The sequence below is a fragment of the Planosporangium mesophilum genome (genome assembly GCF_016863255.1).
Lineage (GTDB): Bacteria > Actinomycetota > Actinomycetes > Mycobacteriales > Micromonosporaceae > Planosporangium > Planosporangium mesophilum.
In genome coordinates this window covers 1-17,830 of sequence record NZ_BOON01000051.1, presented here as the reverse complement: position 1 = coordinate 17,830, position 17,830 = coordinate 1, and the positions used below count along the sequence as shown (strand labels likewise).

The 17,830-nt window shown below is 70.9% G+C and carries 15 protein-coding genes; 10 read left to right on the top strand and 5 right to left on the bottom strand.

The genetic code is table 11. The features are described 5' to 3' along the window. Window positions 1-40 precede the first annotated feature (40 nt). From Pme01_RS24775 to Pme01_RS24760, 4 genes are read right to left on the bottom strand one after another with little or no spacing between them, the layout of a single operon-like run. Window positions 41-631, bottom strand: a complete 591-nt coding sequence (locus tag Pme01_RS24775) for a GTP-binding protein (protein ID WP_168118062.1) — start codon at window positions 629-631, stop codon at window positions 41-43. Continuing rightward, entirely contained in the window at window positions 615-1,076 is a 462-nt protein-coding gene (locus Pme01_RS24770) for a DUF742 domain-containing protein (protein WP_168118061.1), read from the bottom strand. The genes Pme01_RS24775 and Pme01_RS24770 overlap by 17 nt, the downstream gene beginning before the upstream one ends. Further along, window positions 1,073-1,498: a roadblock/LC7 domain-containing protein gene (locus tag Pme01_RS24765; RefSeq protein ID WP_168118060.1), complete on the bottom strand. Its 426-nt coding sequence runs from the start codon at window positions 1,496-1,498 to the stop codon at window positions 1,073-1,075. Before Pme01_RS24765 ends, Pme01_RS24770 begins: the two co-directional genes overlap by 4 nt. Next, window positions 1,488-3,989, bottom strand: a complete 2,502-nt coding sequence (locus Pme01_RS24760) for a sensor histidine kinase (protein ID WP_420850555.1) — start codon at window positions 3,987-3,989, stop codon at window positions 1,488-1,490. The genes Pme01_RS24765 and Pme01_RS24760 overlap by 11 nt, the downstream gene beginning before the upstream one ends. A 347-nt stretch (window positions 3,990-4,336) precedes the next feature. Between Pme01_RS24760 and Pme01_RS31855 the strand changes: the two genes are divergently transcribed. The 8 genes from Pme01_RS31855 to Pme01_RS24720 all read left to right on the top strand — a co-directional run bounded on the left by Pme01_RS31855 (window position 4,337) and on the right by Pme01_RS24720 (window position 14,213). Continuing rightward, complete coding sequence (locus Pme01_RS31855) at window positions 4,337-4,423, top strand: hypothetical protein (protein ID WP_168118079.1); 87 nt, start codon at window positions 4,337-4,339, stop codon at window positions 4,421-4,423. 81 nt (window positions 4,424-4,504) lie between these two features. Beyond that, window positions 4,505-5,890 (top strand): acyl-CoA synthetase, encoded by a 1,386-nt coding sequence (locus Pme01_RS24750; RefSeq protein ID WP_168118058.1) that lies wholly within the window; start codon window positions 4,505-4,507, stop codon window positions 5,888-5,890. A gap of 291 nt (window positions 5,891-6,181) precedes the next feature. After that, complete coding sequence (locus Pme01_RS24745) at window positions 6,182-6,337, top strand: DUF6131 family protein (RefSeq protein WP_168118057.1); 156 nt, start codon at window positions 6,182-6,184, stop codon at window positions 6,335-6,337. A 304-nt stretch (window positions 6,338-6,641) separates the two neighbouring features. Continuing rightward, window positions 6,642-8,225, top strand: coding sequence for a malate synthase A (aceB, locus tag Pme01_RS24740; RefSeq protein WP_168118056.1), 1,584 nt, complete (start codon window positions 6,642-6,644; stop codon window positions 8,223-8,225). Between the two features lie 28 nt (window positions 8,226-8,253). After that, complete coding sequence (locus Pme01_RS24735) at window positions 8,254-9,714, top strand: FAD-linked oxidase C-terminal domain-containing protein (RefSeq protein ID WP_168118055.1); 1,461 nt, start codon at window positions 8,254-8,256, stop codon at window positions 9,712-9,714. A gap of 4 nt (window positions 9,715-9,718) precedes the next feature. Continuing rightward, entirely contained in the window at window positions 9,719-10,942 is a 1,224-nt protein-coding gene (locus Pme01_RS24730; protein ID WP_168118054.1) for an FAD-binding oxidoreductase, read from the top strand. 2 nt (window positions 10,943-10,944) lie between these two features. Then, window positions 10,945-12,354: a (Fe-S)-binding protein gene (locus Pme01_RS24725; RefSeq protein ID WP_168118053.1), complete on the top strand. Its 1,410-nt coding sequence runs from the start codon at window positions 10,945-10,947 to the stop codon at window positions 12,352-12,354. 110 nt (window positions 12,355-12,464) lie between these two features. Next, the gene (locus Pme01_RS24720) at window positions 12,465-14,213 is read left to right on the top strand and encodes an L-lactate permease (protein WP_168118052.1); all 1,749 of its coding nucleotides are present in this window, start codon (window positions 12,465-12,467) and stop codon (window positions 14,211-14,213) included. On the opposite strand, the gene Pme01_RS24715 is transcribed toward Pme01_RS24720, so the two are convergent. Then, window positions 14,167-15,066 (bottom strand): hypothetical protein, encoded by a 900-nt coding sequence (locus Pme01_RS24715; protein WP_168118051.1) that lies wholly within the window; start codon window positions 15,064-15,066, stop codon window positions 14,167-14,169. The genes Pme01_RS24720 and Pme01_RS24715 overlap by 47 nt on opposite strands. A gap of 226 nt (window positions 15,067-15,292) precedes the next feature. Here Pme01_RS24715 and Pme01_RS24710 point away from each other — a divergent pair, with 226 nt between their 5' ends. Together Pme01_RS24710 and Pme01_RS24705 are read left to right on the top strand one after the other, a co-directional pair. Next, window positions 15,293-16,966: a hypothetical protein gene (locus Pme01_RS24710; RefSeq protein WP_168118050.1), complete on the top strand. Its 1,674-nt coding sequence runs from the start codon at window positions 15,293-15,295 to the stop codon at window positions 16,964-16,966. A gap of 8 nt (window positions 16,967-16,974) precedes the next feature. Continuing rightward, the gene (locus tag Pme01_RS24705; RefSeq protein WP_239088441.1) at window positions 16,975-17,463 is read left to right on the top strand and encodes a TIGR00725 family protein; all 489 of its coding nucleotides are present in this window, start codon (window positions 16,975-16,977) and stop codon (window positions 17,461-17,463) included. The last annotated feature ends 367 nt before the right edge of the window (window positions 17,464-17,830 follow it).

The following is a 17,830-nucleotide window of genomic DNA, read 5'->3' as shown; positions in this document are numbered from 1 at the left end:
TTGGTACCGTCCTCGGCGACGATCACGTGCGCGGTACCGCTCATCGAAGCACCGGCGTACGGCCCAGCCGCTTCGCCAGCACCTGCTCGATGAGGGCGACGAGGACCTGCTTGACCGACTCGCGTTCGCGGGCGTCGCACTCGACGACCGGTACGTCGTCGCCGACGCCGAGCGCCTCGCGTACCTCGTCGAGATCGAACCGGGGCGTCTGGTCGAACCGGTTGACCGCGACCAGCAGTGGCGTGTCCCGCTCCTCGAAGTAGTCGAGCGCCGCGAAGCAGTCCCCCACGCGCCGGGTGTCGAGCAGGATCACCGCCCCGAGCGCCCCGTCGACCAGGTCGTCCCACAGGAACGCGAACCGGTCCTGGCCCGGGGTGCCGAACAGGTACAGCCACAGCGACTCCTCCAGGCTGATGCGCCCGAAGTCGAGGGCCACCGTCGTGGTGTTCTTGCCGTCGATGCCGCTCACGTCGTCGACGCCGAGCGAGACCTCGGTCATCGCCGCCTCGGTGACCAGCGGCTCGATCTCCGAGATCGCCCCCACGAAGGTGGTCTTACCGACGCCGAACCCCCCGCTGACCACGATCTTGATCGCGATGGGCGGCGCAGGATCGCTAGAGCGCCCGAACACGGTCCCTGATCCTCTCGATCATCTCGATGGGTAGCTCGGCCGGCTCCGTACAGGACACGAAGCCCTCGGTCGCCAGGTCCGCCACCAGCACCCTCGTCACCCCGAGCGGGATGCCGAGGTGGGCGGAGATCTCGGCGACGGACTGCGGGGTCTGGCACAGTTCGACGATGCGGTACCGCTCGAAGCGCAGCGGCGCCGACAGCGCGGCCGGCGCGGCCGACACCAACGTCTCCACCCGCAGCCCGTCGTGCAGCGGCCGGGTCCGTCCCCCGGTGAGCAGGAACGGGCGGACCAGGACGTCGTCCGCGGCGCGCTCCTCGGCATCGGAGTCGGGCACCGGCGCCGGCTCACCAGGCTCAGCCGGGTCGGCGTGCCGGGGCGAGGGCGGCGCCTGCCAGGCCGGAATCATCCGCGGGTCCGGCAGCCGGGCACCGACGTCGCTCACCGCGGTAGGTACCGTCGGGACTCGGAGATCAGCGCCGGCGTCAGAAGGTCGCCGAACCGGTCGGCGAGCAGCGCGATCTCGTAACCGATCAGGCCGACGTCGCAGTCGGCCGCCGCCAGGGCGCCCAGGCAGCTACCACCGCTGATCGAGGAGACCAGCAGGAAGCCGCGCCGCATCTCGATCATGACAAGCTTCAGCCCGTCGAAGTCGTACCGCTTCGAGGCGCTGCGGCCGAGGCTGGCGAGGCTGGACACGATCGCGGCCAGGTGGTCGGCACCGGTGCGGTCGAGCCCGTCGGAGGCGGCGATCAGCAGGCCGTCGGAGGAGACCGCCACGGCGTCACGCACCCCGTCGGTACCTCTGACGAAGTTCGCCAGCATCCAGTTGAGCTGCGTCGCGTCGGTACGCCGGTCAACGGTCATGGGTCCCCTTGTCACCATCGACGGCTTGGGCTCGGGTGTTGCCGGCGCGCTGCACCCCGGCACGCTGCACTCCGGCCCGCAGTGAGGTCAGCCTCGCCCGCACCTGCGCCGGGGTGAGGTCGCCGTCGGCTCGCCGGTCCGGGCTGGTCGCATGGTCCACAGTGGTCATCTGGTCCACAGTGGTCGCATGGTCCACAGTGGTCGCTTCCGGCGAGGCGTGACCGGTACGGCCGCGCGGGACCCGCTTCAGCAACCCGTTGCGGGTACGGTCGGCGGCGCCCGCTGCGGTGCCGGCCGGGACGGTGCCGGTGGTGATGTACTCGACGACCGGGGTCGGCCGGGCGTCGATGGCCCGCTGCGTGGTCTGCGGTACCCGTGGCGCCGGAGCGGGCGCGTCGGTGCGGTCCGCGACAATCCTCGCGCCGTCCGCGGCGAACCGCCCGCCGTCTGCGGCGAACCGCTCCGCCCAGCCGTCTTCGGAGAGCCGCGCGTCGCCCGGTGCCGGCGGGTCGATGTCGCTCGGCTCGATCGCGGTCGGCCGGGCGAGAACGCTCTCCGGCAGCGTCACCCGCGCGGTCACCCCGGTCACCGGCGACGACACGAGCTGCACGTCGACGGACATCTGGCGGGCCAGGTGCCCGACCACGTAGTGGCCGAGGAAGCGGGTCGGGGCGGCGAGGAAACTCTCCTGCCCCCGCAGTCGCGCGTTGGACCGCTCCAGTTCCTCCGGCTCCATGCCCACTCCCTGGTCGATCACCGCGATCAGGTACCTGCCGGGCAGTTGCCGGCCCTGGATCTCGACGTCCACGTCCGGCGGGGAGAACGCCAACCCGTTCTCGACCAGCTCGGCGATCATGTGCGCGAGCCCACTGACGTGGACGCCGCCCACGTACGCCTCGTCGATGCGCTTGAGCGTGACCCGCCGGTACTCCTCGACCTCCGAGACGGCGGCCCGGATGACGTCGGCCACCGGCAGCGGTACCGACCACCGCCGCGGGGTCGACTCGCCCACCAGCACGAGCAGGCTCTCGGCGTTGCGCCGCATCCGGGTGGCGAGGTGGTCGAGCTCGAAGAGGTTGGCCAGCGCCGACGGGTCGGCCTCCTCCTGCTCCAGCCGGGTGATGAAGCCCAACTGCCGCCGGAGCAGGTTCTGGTTGCGCCGGCCCAGGTTGGCCAGCGACTCGGTGGTGGTACGCCGCAGCAGCGCCTGCTCGGTGGCGAGCGAGTACGCGGTCGCCTGTACCCGGTCGAGCGCGGACGCCACCGACCGGATCTCGGCGGAGGCCCGGGCCGGTACCCGTACCGGCGCCGGCGTGCCCCCCTCGTCCTGGTCGCCGGCCTGTACCCGGGCGACCGCGTCGGGCAGGCGTACCAGCGCGAGGCTGTCGGCCTCCCGGGCCAGCGCGGCCAGCGGACGGGTGATCGACCGTGACGCGGCGACGACCAGCCCGATCGCCCCGGTCACGCACAGCGCGACGAGGCCGAGCAGGATCCCCAGCCGCCGGGCCGCGTCGGTCTGCAGCTTGCGGGCCCGGCTCTGGATGTCCGCGCCGGCCGCCTGCTGCACCTGCCGGGTGTCGTCGACGACCGTCGTCAACGCCGACCACCACGACTGCGGGTTGATCTGGAGCAGCCGCCCGTCCGCGCTGGTCAGGGCCACCCGTTCGAAGTAGTCCGCCTCGGAGGCCGCGCCGGTGTCGCGCACCTCGTCGGCCAGGGCCCGCTGGCGCGGCGTGGCGTACCGGGCGTACTCGGCGAACGCGGCCTGCTGGGCGGCGTTCATCCCCGCGTACCGGACGAACTCGCCCGTGGCGAAGCCGCCCGCCGAGAAGACGCCGTTGAGGAACGCCCGCTCCTGCGTCGTGTACTCCTTCGCCTCGCCGAGCGCGGTGAGCGCGGCGACCCCGCGCCGCAGGGTCGGGTCCGGAGAGCGGTCGAAGCCGAAGTCGACGCCGTTGAGGGCGGCGATGCGGTCGGTGAAGAACTGGAAGGTGGCGTCGCGGCCGGCCTTGCCGGCGTCCACCTCGGCCCGTACGCCCGCGAGGTCGCCGAGCTGGCGCAGCGCCGTCCGGACCCCGGCGGCGCCGCGGGCGCCCCGGTCCGCGAGGCGCATGACGGCCAGCCGGCGGGCGTCGACGAGCCGGCGGGCGGGCTCGATCTCGCCACGGAATCCGACGTCCCCGCCGAGCAGGCCGCTGGTCAGCCCGCGTTCATGCTGAAGTTCCTGGACGAGATCCTGCACCGAGAGTGCCAGGTCGACGGATCCCGTGGTGGCACTGGCGGTCCGGTAGTCGCTCACGTCGCCGACGACCACGACGCCGAGCAGGACAACCACCGCGACCAGAGGCAGCGTCAGGATCCTGGCCAGCCGGCCGCGGATCGTTTGCGCGCGGCGCCCCGGTACGGAATCCGCAGCCACCGGATCCGGGGCGGTCGCGTCGACGGTCGTGAGGCCGCGCCGACGGAGCAACCTCCGTCGATGCCTGATCATCGGTCACCGCGCCCCGGCGCCGGCCGCTCCAGGCGGCACGCGCCATCCATACCGTTCGCCGGTGGCCGCATCCACGCAGGTGGGAGCACCGTTTCTCGCACTGCACCTCCCCGCCGGCCGGGTGGGGGTATCGGCCGGATCAGCATGGGTGGTTACGTATGCGACGGAGTGGAGACCCATGGAACAAGACCCGCGCGTGGTCCGCCGTCCACACGCGACGCGTGATTCTAGAGCGCACCGACCCGGCCGGCACAAGGGATTCCGTGAACCATTTTCACGAACGACGGGTCACCGATGCACAGATCGGCAGTGGTCCCGTTCGGGCCGGGTCATGATCGAGCCGGGTCGTGATCGGGCACGACGTTGTGATCGGGCACGACGTTGTGATCGGGCACGACGTTGTGATCGGGCACGACGCCACGCGAGATCGATGACCGCGAGCACGGCGCCACGCTGCGCCTGCGATGATCGGGCCTACAGAAGGCGATCGGGCCGGCGGAACCGGAGGGACCACGATGGCGCTATTACCAGCCCTGTCCGGACTGTCAGCCCTGTCGGGGGCGCTGCCCGACCACCCGGACGCGGTCCGCGTCGACGACCGGCAGATGTCGTGGGAGGAACTGTCCCGGACGGCGGCCGGCGTCGCGGCCCGGGTCGCCGGCGCACCCGCCGTCGCCGTGGACGCCACCCCGACCCTGGAGACCGTCGCCGCCATCGCCGGCTGCCTGCTCGCCGGCGTGCCCGCGGTACCGGTACCGCCCGACTCCGGACCCGCCGAGCGCGACCACATCCTGGCCGACTCCGGCGCGACCCTGCTGCTCCCCCGCGACCTCGACGATCGGCTGGCGGGTGACGCCTCCGCATTCCCCGAACCGCCGGGCGGCGAGCCGGCGCTGATCCTCTACACCAGCGGCACCACCGGCCCGCCCAAGGGCGTCGTGCTCAGCCGGGACGCCGTCGCCGCCGGCCTGGACGGCCTCGCCGAGGCGTGGCAGTGGAGCCCGGACGACGTCCTGGTCCACGGGCTTCCGCTGTACCACGTGCACGGCCTGGTGCTGGGGGTACTCGGCGCGCTCCGCGTCGGGTGCCGCCTGGTGCACACCGGCAAGCCCCGGCCCGACCGGTACGCGGCTGCCGGCGGCAGCCTGTACTTCGGTGTACCCACGGTGTGGTCGCGCGTCTGCGCCGAGCCGTCCGCCGCGCAGGCCCTGGCCGGCGCCCGGCTGCTGGTGTCGGGCAGCGCGCCGCTGCCGGTACCCGTCTTCGAGCGCCTGCACGCCCTGACCGGCCAGCGCCCGGTCGAGCGGTACGGGATGACCGAAACCCTGATCACCGTCGCCGCCAGGGCGGACGGGGAGCGCCGCCCCGGGCATGTCGGGTGGCCGATCACCGGGGTGGAGACCCGACTGGTCGGCGAGGACGGGCAGCCGGTCCCCCACGACGGCAGTGCGATCGGCGACCTCCAGGTGCGCGGAGCGACCCTGTTCGACGGCTACCTCAATCGGCCCGACGCCACCGCCGCCGCGTTCACCTCCGACGGCTGGTTCCGGACCGGCGACATCGCCGCCGTCGACGCCGACGGCAACCACCGCATCGTGGGGCGCGCCAGTACCGATCTGATCAAGAGCGGCGGGTACCGGGTCGGCGCCGGCGAGGTGGAGAACCACCTCCTGTCGCACCCGGCCGTCCGCGAGGCGGCGGTCGTCGGCGTGCCCCATGCCGACCTGGGCCAGGAGATCGTCGCCTACGTCGTCGCGGACGGGGTGAGCGCCGACGCGCTGATCGAGTTCGTCGCCACCGGGCTGTCGTGGCACAAGCGGCCGCGCCGGGTCCACCTCGTCGACGCGCTGCCCCGCAACGCCATGGGGAAGGTCCAGAAGGGACTGCTCACCGGTTCCTGACGCATGGGAACGCCCTGCGGCGCCGGTTTGTCGGTTCTTCCGCAGCCGGAACCTTCTCCCCCGTTGCGCTTGAACGACGCCACCGGTGCGATCATCGTAGGGATAGACGCGTCCTTTCGGGGGCGTCCCGCCGGCAACCAGGGGCGCTCGCCCGAGCGGCAGAACACTTCGCATCACCCGGCAGTTCGTCACCCGCCAGGGTGGCCACGGGGGTGGACGGTTGATCTCCAACCGGGCCGGGTATGAGCGGGGCTACTCGGGCAGTACCCCCACTCGAGAGCGGAGTCAGCCATGTTGGTCTTGGGAGTGATCCTCCTTCTGCTGGGCCTGTTCCTCAAGATCTCGATCTTGTGGACGATCGGCGTCATCCTGCTGGTCATCGGAGCCGTCCTGTTCGTCATGGGATCGGTCGGCCGCCCGGTGGGTGGCAGGAAGCATTACTGGTAGTACCCGGGACTGGTAGTACCCGGGACTGGTAGTACGCGGAGAACCCGCCAATTGCACAAACACAGGCCCCGCCGGGGGCAGGTCGAGGAGTCGACCCGCCCGCGACGGGGCCTGAACGCACGGACGGGGTGATCGTCCGCAGCGACGAGGTGACCGTTCGTATACGCCCGGCGCCCGTACGCCGGCCACCGGCCAAACCGTGATCAAGTTGCCTCTTTTCTCGTCCACCGGAAACGCCTAGCCTTTACCGCTAAGCGAAAATGGATGTCCGGATGACGGAAAATCTCATCGTTAGGAGCACGTAATGAGCAACCCAGCCGGCGTCGAGGTCACCGGGCCGATGCGCGAGCGCTTCGACGAGGTGCTCACGCCCGAGGCACTGAGCTTCCTTGCCGAGCTGCACCGGACCTTCGACGCCCGCCGCCGCGAACTGCTCGACCGGCGCGCCGCCCGGCAGGCCGAGCTGGCCGCCGGCGGCACGCTCGACTTCCTCGAGGAGACCAAGAACGTCCGCGAGGGCGACTGGCGGGTCGCCGACCCCGCCCCCGGCCTGGAGGACCGCCGCGTCGAGATCACCGGCCCCACCGACGCCAAGATGACGATCAACGCGTTGAACTCCGGCGCCAAGGTCTGGCTGGCCGACCACGAGGACGCCAACACTCCGCTGTGGGAGAACGTCATCCAGGGTCAGCTGAACCTGCGTGACGCCATCGACCGGACGCTGTCGTTCACCTCGCCGGAGGGCAAGAGCTACACCCTCAACGAGGGCGAACTGGCGACGATCGTGGTCCGCCCCCGCGGCTGGCACCTGACCGAGAAGCACATCCTGGTCGACGGCGAGCGGATGTCCGGCAGCCTGGTCGACTTCGGGCTCTACTTCTTCCACTGCGCCAAGCGCCAGCTCGAGCGCGGCTCCGGCCCGTACTTCTACCTGCCGAAGATGGAGAGCCACCTCGAGGCCCGCCTGTGGAACGACGTCTTCGTCCTGGCGCAGGACCGCCTCGGCGTCCCGCGCGGTACGATCCGCGCGACGGTGCTGGTCGAGACGTACCCGGCGGCGTTCGAGATGGAAGAGATCCTGTACGAGCTGCGCGAGCACTCGGCCGGCCTCAACGCGGGCCGCTGGGACTACATCTTCAGCGCCATCAAGAAGTTCCGGACCCGGGGCAAGGACTTCCTGCTGCCCGACCGCAACTCGGTGACGATGACCGCCCCGTTCATGCGGGCCTACACCGAACTGCTGGTGCGTACGTGCCACAAGCGCGGCGCGCACGCGATCGGCGGCATGGCCGCGTTCATCCCGAGCCGGCGCGACGCCGAGGTCAACGCGGCCGCCCTGGAGAAGGTGCGCGCCGACAAGACCCGCGAGGCGGGTGACGGCTTCGACGGCTCCTGGGTGGCCCACCCGGACCTGGTTCCGGTGTGCCGGGAGGTCTTCGACGGCGTGCTGGGCGACCGGCCCAACCAGCGTGACAAGACCCGCGACGAGGTCTCGGTGACCGCCGCACAGCTGCTCGACGTCAAGGACACCCCCGGTGAGATGACCGAGGTGGGGCTGCGCAACGCGGTCAGCGTCGGCATCCAGTACCTCGCGGCCTGGCTGCGAGGCTCCGGCGCCGTCGCGATCTTCAACATGATGGAGGACGCGGCGACCGCCGAGATCTCCCGGTCGCAGGTGTGGCAGTGGCTGCACAACGACGTGACCCTCGCCGACAGCGGGGAGAAGGTCACCCGCGAGCTGGTCGACCGGATCGCCGACGAGGAGATCGCCAAGCTCGGTGGTGACCCGGCCGCCTACGCCGAGGCCAGGTCGCTGTTCATGGAGGTCGCGGTCGCCGACGACTTCGCCGAGTTCCTCACGCTGCCCGCGTACGAGCGGATGCCGTGACACCCACCCTGATGTGACGGAGCTGGCCATGACAACCATCGACGCCCTCGCAGCCACGCTGCGGACCGTGCTCGGAGACGAGCGGGTGATCAGCGACCGACAGGAGCTGCGCACGTACGAGTGTGACGGGCTGGCCCACTACAAGGTCATCCCGGCGCTCGTCGTCTTCCCACACACGGCTGCCGAGTGCGCCACGGCGGTGAAGGCGTGCGTCGAGGCCGGCGTTCCCTTCGTGGCGCGGGGCTCGGGTACCGGCCTGTCCGGCGGTGCCCTGCCCCGCGCCGACGGGGTCCTCATCGTCACCTCGCAGATGCGGCAGATCGTGGAGATCGCGCCGCAGGACGAACGCGCCGTCGTACAGCCCGGCGTGATCAATCTGCACGTCACCCGGGCGGCCAGCCCGCGCGGGTACTACTACGCGCCCGACCCGTCCAGCCAGCAGATCTGCTCCATCGGCGGGAACGTCGCGGAGAACTCCGGCGGCGCGCACTGCCTCAAGTACGGGTTCACCACCAACCACGTCACCGGGGTCGAGATCGTCACGCCGGACGGGGACCTGGTACACCTCGGCGGGCGGGCCCCGGACGCCCCCGGCTACGACCTGCTCGGCGCGTTCGTCGGCTCCGAGGGCACGCTCGGCATCGCCACCGAGGTGACGGTACGGCTGGTGCGGCTGCCCGAGTCGGTACGCACCCTGCTCGCGGCGTTCCCGTCCACCGACGCGGCGGGCGCCGCCACCTCCGCCATCATCGGCGCGGGTGTGGTGCCCGCCGCGATCGAGATGATGGACGCGCTCGCGATCGAGGCGGCCGAGGCGGCCGTGCACTGCGACTACCCGCAGGGTGCGGGCGCGGTGTTGATCGTCGAGCTCGACGGGCCGGCCGCCGAGGTCGAGGCCCAGTTCGTACACGTGGAGCGGTTCTGCCGGGACAACGGCGCCTTCGAGATCCGCATCGCGGCCGACGACGCCGAGCGGGCGCTGTTCTGGAAGGGCCGCAAGTCGGCGTTCGCCGCGGTGGGCCGGATCAGCCCCGACTACATCGTCCAGGACGGCGTGATCCCGCGTACCGCCCTGCCCGAGGTGCTGCACCGCATCGGGGAGATCGCGGCCGAGCGCGGGGTACGGGTCGCCAACGTCTTCCACGCCGGCGACGGCAACCTGCACCCGCTGGTGCTCTTCGACGACTCGGTCGACGGCGAGGCCGAGCGGGCCGAGGAGGTCTCCGGGGCCATCCTCGACCTGTGCATCTCCCATGGCGGCTCGATCACCGGGGAGCACGGCGTCGGGATGGACAAGGCCAAGTACATGCCGCGCATGTACTCCGACGACGACCTCGACACGATGCAGCTCGTCCGGTGCGCGTTCGACCCGCGCGGGCTGTCCAACCCGGGCAAGGTCTTCCCGACGCCGCGGCTGTGCGGCGAGGTACCCGGCCGCCACAAGGGCGCGCACCCGTTGCAGGAAGCCGGTCTGGCGGAGGTGTTCTAGAGAGATGTCGGTCCCCTTCGACGGGCTGGTGCCCGCCACCGACAGCGACGTCATCGCCGGGGTGCCGGCGCGCTTCGTCGCCGCACCCACCTCCACCGAGGAGGCCTCCGCCATCGTGCGCGGAGCCGCCGAGCACGGCCTGACCACGGTCGTGCGCGGCGCCGGTACCAAGCAGGACTGGGCCGCTCCCCCGCGCACGCTGGACCTGATCATCGACACCGGGCGCCTGACCGGCGTGCTCGAGCACGCCGCCGGCGACCTCATCACGGTCGTACGCGCCGGCACGCCGCTGTCGGAGCTGGCCGACAAGCTCGCCCCGGCCGGGCAGCAGCTCGCGATCGACGCGCCGATCCAGACCTCGACGGTCGGCGGCACGGTCGCGGTGAACATGAGCGGCCCGCGCCGCATGCTCTACGGGACCGTCCGCGACCTGCTCATCGGCGTCACCGTGGTGCGCCCGGACGGCGTGGTGGCCCGCGCCGGCGGCAAGGTCGTCAAGAACGTCGCCGGGTACGACCTGGGCAAGCTGATCACCGGCTCGTACGGCACCCTCGGCCTGGTCACCGAGTGCGTCTTCCGGCTGCACCCGCTCCCCGCGATCAGCGCGTACGTCTCGCGCCGGTTCACGAGCGTGGGCGAGGCGGGACACGCCGTCGCCGCGGTGCTCGGCGCGCAGGTCGTACCCACCGCGATCGAGGTCGACGCCGGCCCCGACGGCGTGGTCGAGGTGTGCGTCCTGCTCGAAGGCGTACCCGAGGGCGTCGAGGCGCGGGTGGCGACGGTCCGCACCCTCCTCGGCGGCGACCACCCGACCGGCTCGGACACCGCCCCCACCTGGTGGTCGGCGTACCCGTGGGCGGCCGGCGACGTCGGCATCAAGCTCACCGCCGCGCTGTCGACGGTCCCGCTGCTCCTGGCGGCCGGGCAGGCGGCACGGGAGCGGCACGGCGTACCACTGGCGCTGCGCGGCTCGGCCGGTACCGGGGTCCTCTACGCCAGCCTGCCCGGTACGACCGAACCGGCCACCGTCGCGGCCGTCCTGGACGACCTGCGCGCCGCCGCCACCAACGCGTCCGGCCACGCCGTCGTCGTGACCGCGCCCTCGCCGGTACGGGACCGGCTCGACCTCTGGGGGCCGGTTGCGGGCCTGGACCTGATGCGTCGGGTCAAGCAACAGTTCGACCCCGACGCGCGGTTCGCGCCCGGGCGCTTCGTGGGAGGTATCTGATCATGGCCGACGACTCTGTCTCCGGTGGCGCTGTCTCCGGTGGCGCTGTCTCCACCCCGACGGGGACGCGGGCGACCGAGCCGCCGCGCGACGTCCTCGGCCTGGTCGGCTCCACTCCTGGCGAAGGGGCGTTCGACCACCACCACCCGCCGAAGCTGGACCTCGTCAACGACTGCGTCCACTGTGGCTTCTGCCTGACCACCTGCCCCACATACGTGCTGTGGGGTGAGGAGATGGACTCCCCGCGCGGGCGCATCTACCAGATGAAGCAGGGGCTCGAGGGCGAGCCGCTGACCGACTCGATGGTCGAGCACTTCGACCGGTGTCTGGGCTGCATGGCCTGCGTCACCGCGTGCCCGTCGGGCGTGCAGTACGACAAGCTCATCGAGGACACCCGCCAGCAGGTGGAGCGGCGGCACAGCCGCTCGCCGCGGGACCGCGCGCTGCGCGGGGCCATCTTCAAGCTCTTCCCGTACCCGAAGAGGCTGCGCCTGCTGCGCGGGCCGCTGCGGGCGTACCAGGCCAGCGGGGTACAGCGACTGGTCGCGAAGACCGGTCTGCTGAAGCTGATGCCGACCCTGGGGGCGATGGAGTCGCTGGCGCCTCGTCTCTCCAAGCCGGAGCGGCTGGCCGAACGGGTCCCGGCCCAGGGCGCCAAGCGGGCCGTCGTCGGCATGCTGACCGGCTGCGTGCAGAGCGCCTTCTTCCCCGACGTCAACGCCGCGACCGCACGGATTCTCACCGCCGAGGGCTGCGAGGTCGTCATCCCGCGTACGCAGGGCTGCTGCGGGGCGCTGAGCGTCCACAACGGACGGGAGGAGGAGGCGCAGAAGTTCGCCCGGGCACTCATCGACACGTTCTCCGACGTCGGGATGGACTACTTCGTGGTCAACGCCGCCGGGTGCGGGTCGTCACTGAAGGAGTACGACCGGCTGCTCGCCGACGACCCCGCGTACGCCGAGCGGGCGACCGCGTTCACCGCCAAGGTGCGCGACCTGTCCGAGATCCTGGTCGAGCTGGGACCGGTCGCGCCGCGGCACCCGCTGCCGGTCACGGTCGCCTACCACGACGCCTGCCACCTCGGGCACGCGCAGGGCGTACGGGCGCAGCCCCGCGCCCTGCTGCGCGGCATCCCCGGACTGGAGCTGCGCGAGATCGCCGACGCCGAGATCTGTTGCGGCTCGGCCGGCATCTGGAACGTCCTCAACCCCGAACCCGCACAGCAGCTCGGCGAGCGCAAGGCACGTGACGTGCTGGCCACCGGCGCGGCGCTGCTCGTGACGGCAAACCCCGGATGCCTCATGCAGGTCGCGGCATCCGTACGGCGCCTCGGTGCCGATATCGGCCTGGCCCACACGGCGCACGTGCTCGACGCGTCGATCCGTGGGCTTCCGGTCGAAGACCTGCTGTAACACCGCACTGCAACACCGCACTGCAACACCGCACTGCAACACCGCACTGCAACACCGTGCTGTAACGCTCCTGCCGCAACACCCTGCCCCCACACCCCCACCGTGCCGAGGTGATCTCTTTGCTTGAGCAGTACAAGATCATCATTGACCCGATATCCGGGTCGGTAGGCCTGTCGGCGATCGCCGCCGCATTGGCATTGGTAACCCTGTTCCTCCTGCTCGGCGTGCTGCGCATGAAGGCGTGGATCGCCGGGCTCATCTCCCTGGCCGTCGCGCTCGTCGTGGCGGTCGTCGTCTACGGCATGCCCGTCGGACAGGCGTTGCTGTCGGCGAGCGAGGGCGCCGCGTTCGGGTTCTTCCCGATCCTCTGGATCGTCATCAACGCGATCTGGGTCTACAACCTCACCGTCTCCAGTGGGCACTTCGACGTACTGCGCCGCAACTTCGGGCGGATCAGTCCCGACCTGCGCATCCAGGCGATCATCATCGCGTTCTGCTTCGGTGCGCTGCTCGAGGCCCTCGCGGGCTTCGGAACCCCGGTCGCCATCACCGTCGTCATGCTGATGGCGCTGGGCTTCCGTCCGATCCACGCCGCGTCGGTCTCGCTCATCGCCAACACCGCGCCGGTCGCGTTCGGCGCCCTGGCCGCCCCGATCACCGCGCTCGCGACCGTCACCCACGGCGCCAGCGACCACCCAGGACTCAACCTCGAGACCCTGGGTGCGATGGTCGGCCGGCAGACCCCGGTACTCTCGATCATCGTTCCGCTCGTGCTCGTCGCGGTCGTCGACGGCAAGCGCGGCGTACGTCAGACCTGGCCGGCGGCCCTCGTGGCCGGCGTCAGCTTCGGCGTCGCCCAGTTCGTCGCGGCGAACTACATCTCGGTGCCGCTCACCGACATCGTCGCCTCGCTGGTGGCCACGCTCGCCGTCGTGCTGCTGCTTCGGGTATGGCGCCCGAGCGAGTCGCCCGACCTGAGCGTGTCCAGCGAGACCGCCGGGGACGGCAAGGCCGCCGCCGCCGTCGACGGCGACACGACGGTACCCGCCACGGTTGGTTCCGGTGCGGCGACCTCCACGATCGAGCGGGTCGAGGCAGAGCCGCGCGACAGCCGGGCCGACGTGTTCAAGGCGTACGCCCCGTACGCCATCGTCATCGCGCTGTTCTCGATCGCCAACATCGGCGCGGTCAAGGCGGCACTGGCGGTGTCACCGTGGACGGTGAAGTTCCAGTGGCCGGGTCTGGACGTCCTCACCGCGGCGGGCAAGCCGCAGTCGTCGATGATGTTCGCGTTCGGCTGGCTGCCCGCGGCCGGCACCCTGATGATCTTCGCGGGTATCCTCAGCGCGATCGTCCTCGGCGTGCGGCCCGGTGCGGCGCTCAAGGCGTACGTCAACACCTGGGTGTCGCTGCGGCACGCGATCGTGACGGTCATGGCCGTCCTCGCGCTCGCCTACGTGCTCAACCAGTCCGGACAGACCAACACGCTGGGCGCGTTCTTCGCCGGCGCCGGCGGTGCGTTCGTGTTCCTGTCGTCGATCCTCGGCTGGATCGGCGTCGCGGTGACCGGCTCCGACACGTCGGCCAACGCGCTGTTCGGCGCCCTGCAGGTCCAGACGGCGGCACGGACCGGGCTCGACCCGGTACTGCTCGCCGCCGCCAACTCCTCCGGCGGCGTCATGGGCAAGATGATCAGTCCGCAGAACCTGGCGATCGCCGCGGCGGCGGTCGGCATGGCCGGGCGGGAGGGCGAGATCTTCCGCAAGGTCCTCGGCTGGAGCCTGGTCCTGCTGCTGTTCATGTGCATCCTGGTCACGCTGCAGAGCACGCCGATCCTGGGTTGGATGGTCGTGAAGTAGCCCTTCTGGTACGGAAGAGCGGCGGTCGGGCGGTGCCCGACCGCCGCTTTCTGGTTCCGGCCGGTCCCCGGTATTCCGGACGGCCCAGCCCGAGCACCAGTCCCAGCAACGCGAGCAGGACGAAGATGCCGACGAGGTAGCGGTCCAGGGCCGTCGGCGAGAACAGGAAGTCGGGCGACCTGGTACTCAGGTCGCCCGCCGCGACGGTGGCCGCGAGACTGACGACGAGGACCGAGATCGGGACCAGTCGGAGAGCCTTGCGCGCACCGGCACGCAGCGCACGCGGCTGGAGCTTCGGGATCACCGAGACCGCGAGGACCAGCACCAGGATGACACTGAGGACCAGCCCCAGCTCCGACACCCCGGTGGCCACACACTCTCCGGCCACCCGGGTCGCGTGGATGGACAGGGTGTCCGCCGCGCCGTTGGCGATGTAGTACAGCGTCAGTGGCGGCGAGATGACGACGGTCATGACCCGCGCCGTGCCGACCGCCACCGGGTCGATGTCGCCGCCCTGCATGAGCAGGGTGATGCCGTGGAACAGCATGATGACCGCGAGCCCGAACGGAACTCCGTCGATGATTTCGACGGTGGCAGCCCGGCCACGGGCCTGCTCACTCTCGCCGGCGAGAACGGAGTAGATCAAAGTCGACATGGTCAGGGCGATGAAGGCCGCCAGCAGGACCAGCGGTACGCCGTTCGCCCTGCTCGTGCGGTGCAGGCCCGGCTCGTCCGGCCGCGCCGGGCCGAGTAGGACGACCAGCGCGGTGAACGCGAAACCGGCCAGTACGCCGGTCATCTGCGCGTAATAGCCGGCGATCTTGACGATGTCGATGACACCCGGACAGTTCACGGCGACCACCATGAGGTAGTGATTTCGCGCGGGCCGGCGGGCAGCCTAGCGGAATCGGCACCGCAACCGAGAGCGTCGCATTGCGACAGTCGACAACCACTCATCTGATCGCATCGATTGACGCACCCGACGGCCTGTTGCGGAGCGCCCATCGGACGGTCACTTTCGGTGGGGCAGCGGGTTAGGGTGCGCGTACGGATCCCCGACGTCCCGAGCGGGTGAGCGCATGAACTGCACAGACCTGGAGTGGAATCCGATCAGTTCGGCGCAGTCCCACTCGGCGCTGGCCGGGGTGCTCGCCGGCCTGGTGTTCGCCGGCATCGTCGTCCTGTTCAGCGACCGCAACCCGAACCGCTCGCGTACCCGGGCGCTCGTTTTCTTCTCCGGCGCACTGCTCGCGCTGGCGCTCGACAGCTTTATCTTCGGCGTCATCGCCGGAGAGCAGGTGTGTGCCAAGGCGTGGACGGAGACCATGCCGGCCGCCGGGCTGCTGGGCCTGGGAGCCCTGGGCATCTTCGGCGGCATCAGCTGGCTGTTCAACGCCTACGACGACGATCACGGCCGCGTCACCCGGCTGGCCAACCTGCTCACGTACACGACGGCGCTCATCGTCGCCTACCACCTGAAGGTCACGGCGGCGAGCTACCTGATCGACATGCAAACCTCGACGCTGTACACCCCGCCCACGTGGCTTTTCCGGCTGGTTGACGGGTACGCCCTGCTGATCGCCGTCATCATCTTCCTGTTCCCGCTCAGCCGCTGGCTACGCCGCAGGCTGACGTTGCCCGCCCGACTCAGAACGGTCGCGCAGAAGTCACCGACGACAGGCACCACGCGTTCGGCGGACGACACCCTGGATCGGGCGGCCATCCAGGCGGCCTATCTGTCCGTTGTATATGTGATCGCAGTCGCCATCACCTCGGGCACACTGCTCAGCCGCCCCCGCGGTGGGTGGGAACCAGTCACACCGGGGTACGTCGCCGCGTTGTCGACCATACTGTCGCTGGCGATCCCGACACTCGCGCTCCTCGCGCAACTTCGCGCGCTACCTTCCGACGCCCCGACGCCATCCACACGGACCGAGGAGCGAACGCCGGAGTCCGCCCGGCCGCACGGCCGACACAACCCCGGCTCCGCTGGAGCACCGGACGCGGTAACGGCGCAGGGTGGGATCCTCGCCTCAGCGCACGCCGCCGGGCTGGACGCGGTGACCGGTCAGGTGGGACGGTCACGGCTGCGCCAGAGGCAGGACAGCTACCTCGTCAACCACTACGTGGGTCTCCACATCACCGCGGTCAGCATCGCCCTGGGCATCGCTGGCGTGACCGCCGCCAATCTGCTGGCGTATCGGGACATTCCAATGCAGTATCACGTACTGTTCGGTGTTCTGTGGTTGGCCAGCCTGCTGGCTGTCATCGCGGCTTTCGCCGGCGCCGTCGTGGGCTCGTTCGCGCTTCCGGGGCTGATCCCGTCGATGTGGGACCTGTTCCTGCCACTCCTCATCGCCCTCGCGGAGTTCCTCCTCTTCGTCATCCTGACCCCGCCGGTCGTCGGCCTCACCCAGGAACGTGCGGCGGTACGCTCCTGGTTCCTGGTCCTCGGCGGGTTCGCCCTGCTCGCCGCGGCTGCCATTACCAGAGCGCGCAGCCTGTTCAGCGGCCCTGGCTACGCCGGGGCCGATATCGCCTGGTACGTGAGCCGCCTCCGGGCGGACACCCGCGGCGCAGGCATCACCGCATGCCTCGGCCTCGCCGGCGGCGTTTTCGGCTTCGTGGTGCCCGACGCGCCGGTATGGGTTGCGTACGGCTTCGCGTCCGCGATCGTGGTCTGCCTGCTCGTCGCCGTCGTCCGGCACGGTCGGACGGCGCAACGGTGGCGCGTCGCCCTCGCCCACGGTTAGGTGAAGGGATGCCGGCCGATGGGATGGAGGCGTACCAGGTTGCCGTCTGCGGCCCCGGCGACTGCACCGAAGCGGAGCGGGAGAACGCCTTCCGGGTCGGCCAACTCCTCGCCGACGCCGGCGCGATCGTCCTCTGCGGTGGTGGGACCGGTGTGATGGCCGCGGTCGCCGCCGGCGCGCGGTCGCGGGGTGGGCTGGTGATCGGCATCCGGCCGGGTGACAGCCGGGAAGGCGCCGCACCGGACCTGTCGGCGACGATCGTGACCAACATGGGTGAGGCCCGCAACGCCGTCATCGTCTGGAGTGCCGACGCGGTAATCGCGGTAGGCGGCTCGTGGGGCACGTTGAGCGAGGTCGCGCTGGCGAAGCGGCGCGGCGGGATACCGGTCGTCTCGCTCGGCGGCTGGCGCGTGCTCGACCGGGACGGCCGGCCGGTGCCCGGTATCGACGTGGTCGACACTCCGGAGGCCGCTGTCGAATTGGCGCTGCCACACTGATGTGCGCTCGACCGTCTTCTGTGGACACCGTGCGGCTCGCCCCTCACCCAAGCTGGTGGACACCGACGACCAGCCGCTGACCGAGGCGCGACGCGAACCCGCGGAGCGCTACGGGACGATCGCCGCCCAGGTACCGGCGGCGCACCGCCGGTCCGTCGAGGCATTCCTGGCTGCCCCGCCCCCGCAGGACGGGTACACCCCGCTCCCCCTAGTGCCGAGAGTAGTCGCACAGACGTTCGATGAACTGTCGTACTCGGCGTCTAGTTTGGACGCGTGGATGATCGGGTGGCGGTGCTGGCCCGGGCGCTTGAGGAGGGCCGGGCGGTGTCGGTGTGGGCCCTGTCGGGTCCGGCCGCGGTCGACGGTC

Bases quoted from the DNA above. Each gene is read 5' to 3' on its own strand.
- Pme01_RS24765 (WP_168118060.1), bottom strand. From the start codon at position 1,498: ATGACCGTTGACCGGCGTACCGACGCGACGCAGCTCAACTGGATGCTG.
- Pme01_RS24760 (WP_420850555.1), bottom strand. From the start codon at position 3,989: ATGATCAGGCATCGACGGAGGTTGCTCCGTCGGCGCGGCCTCACGACC.
- Pme01_RS24750 (WP_168118058.1), top strand. From the start codon at position 4,505: ATGGCGCTATTACCAGCCCTGTCCGGACTGTCAGCCCTGTCGGGGGCG.
- Pme01_RS24745 (WP_168118057.1), top strand. From the start codon at position 6,182: ATGTTGGTCTTGGGAGTGATCCTCCTTCTGCTGGGCCTGTTCCTCAAG.
- aceB (WP_168118056.1), top strand. From the start codon at position 6,642: ATGAGCAACCCAGCCGGCGTCGAGGTCACCGGGCCGATGCGCGAGCGC.
- Pme01_RS24735 (WP_168118055.1), top strand. From the start codon at position 8,254: ATGACAACCATCGACGCCCTCGCAGCCACGCTGCGGACCGTGCTCGGA.
- Pme01_RS24730 (WP_168118054.1), top strand. From the start codon at position 9,719: ATGTCGGTCCCCTTCGACGGGCTGGTGCCCGCCACCGACAGCGACGTC.
- Pme01_RS24725 (WP_168118053.1), top strand. From the start codon at position 10,945: ATGGCCGACGACTCTGTCTCCGGTGGCGCTGTCTCCGGTGGCGCTGTC.
- Pme01_RS24710 (WP_168118050.1), top strand. From the start codon at position 15,293: ATGAACTGCACAGACCTGGAGTGGAATCCGATCAGTTCGGCGCAGTCC.
- Pme01_RS24705 (WP_239088441.1), top strand. From the start codon at position 16,975: ATGCCGGCCGATGGGATGGAGGCGTACCAGGTTGCCGTCTGCGGCCCC.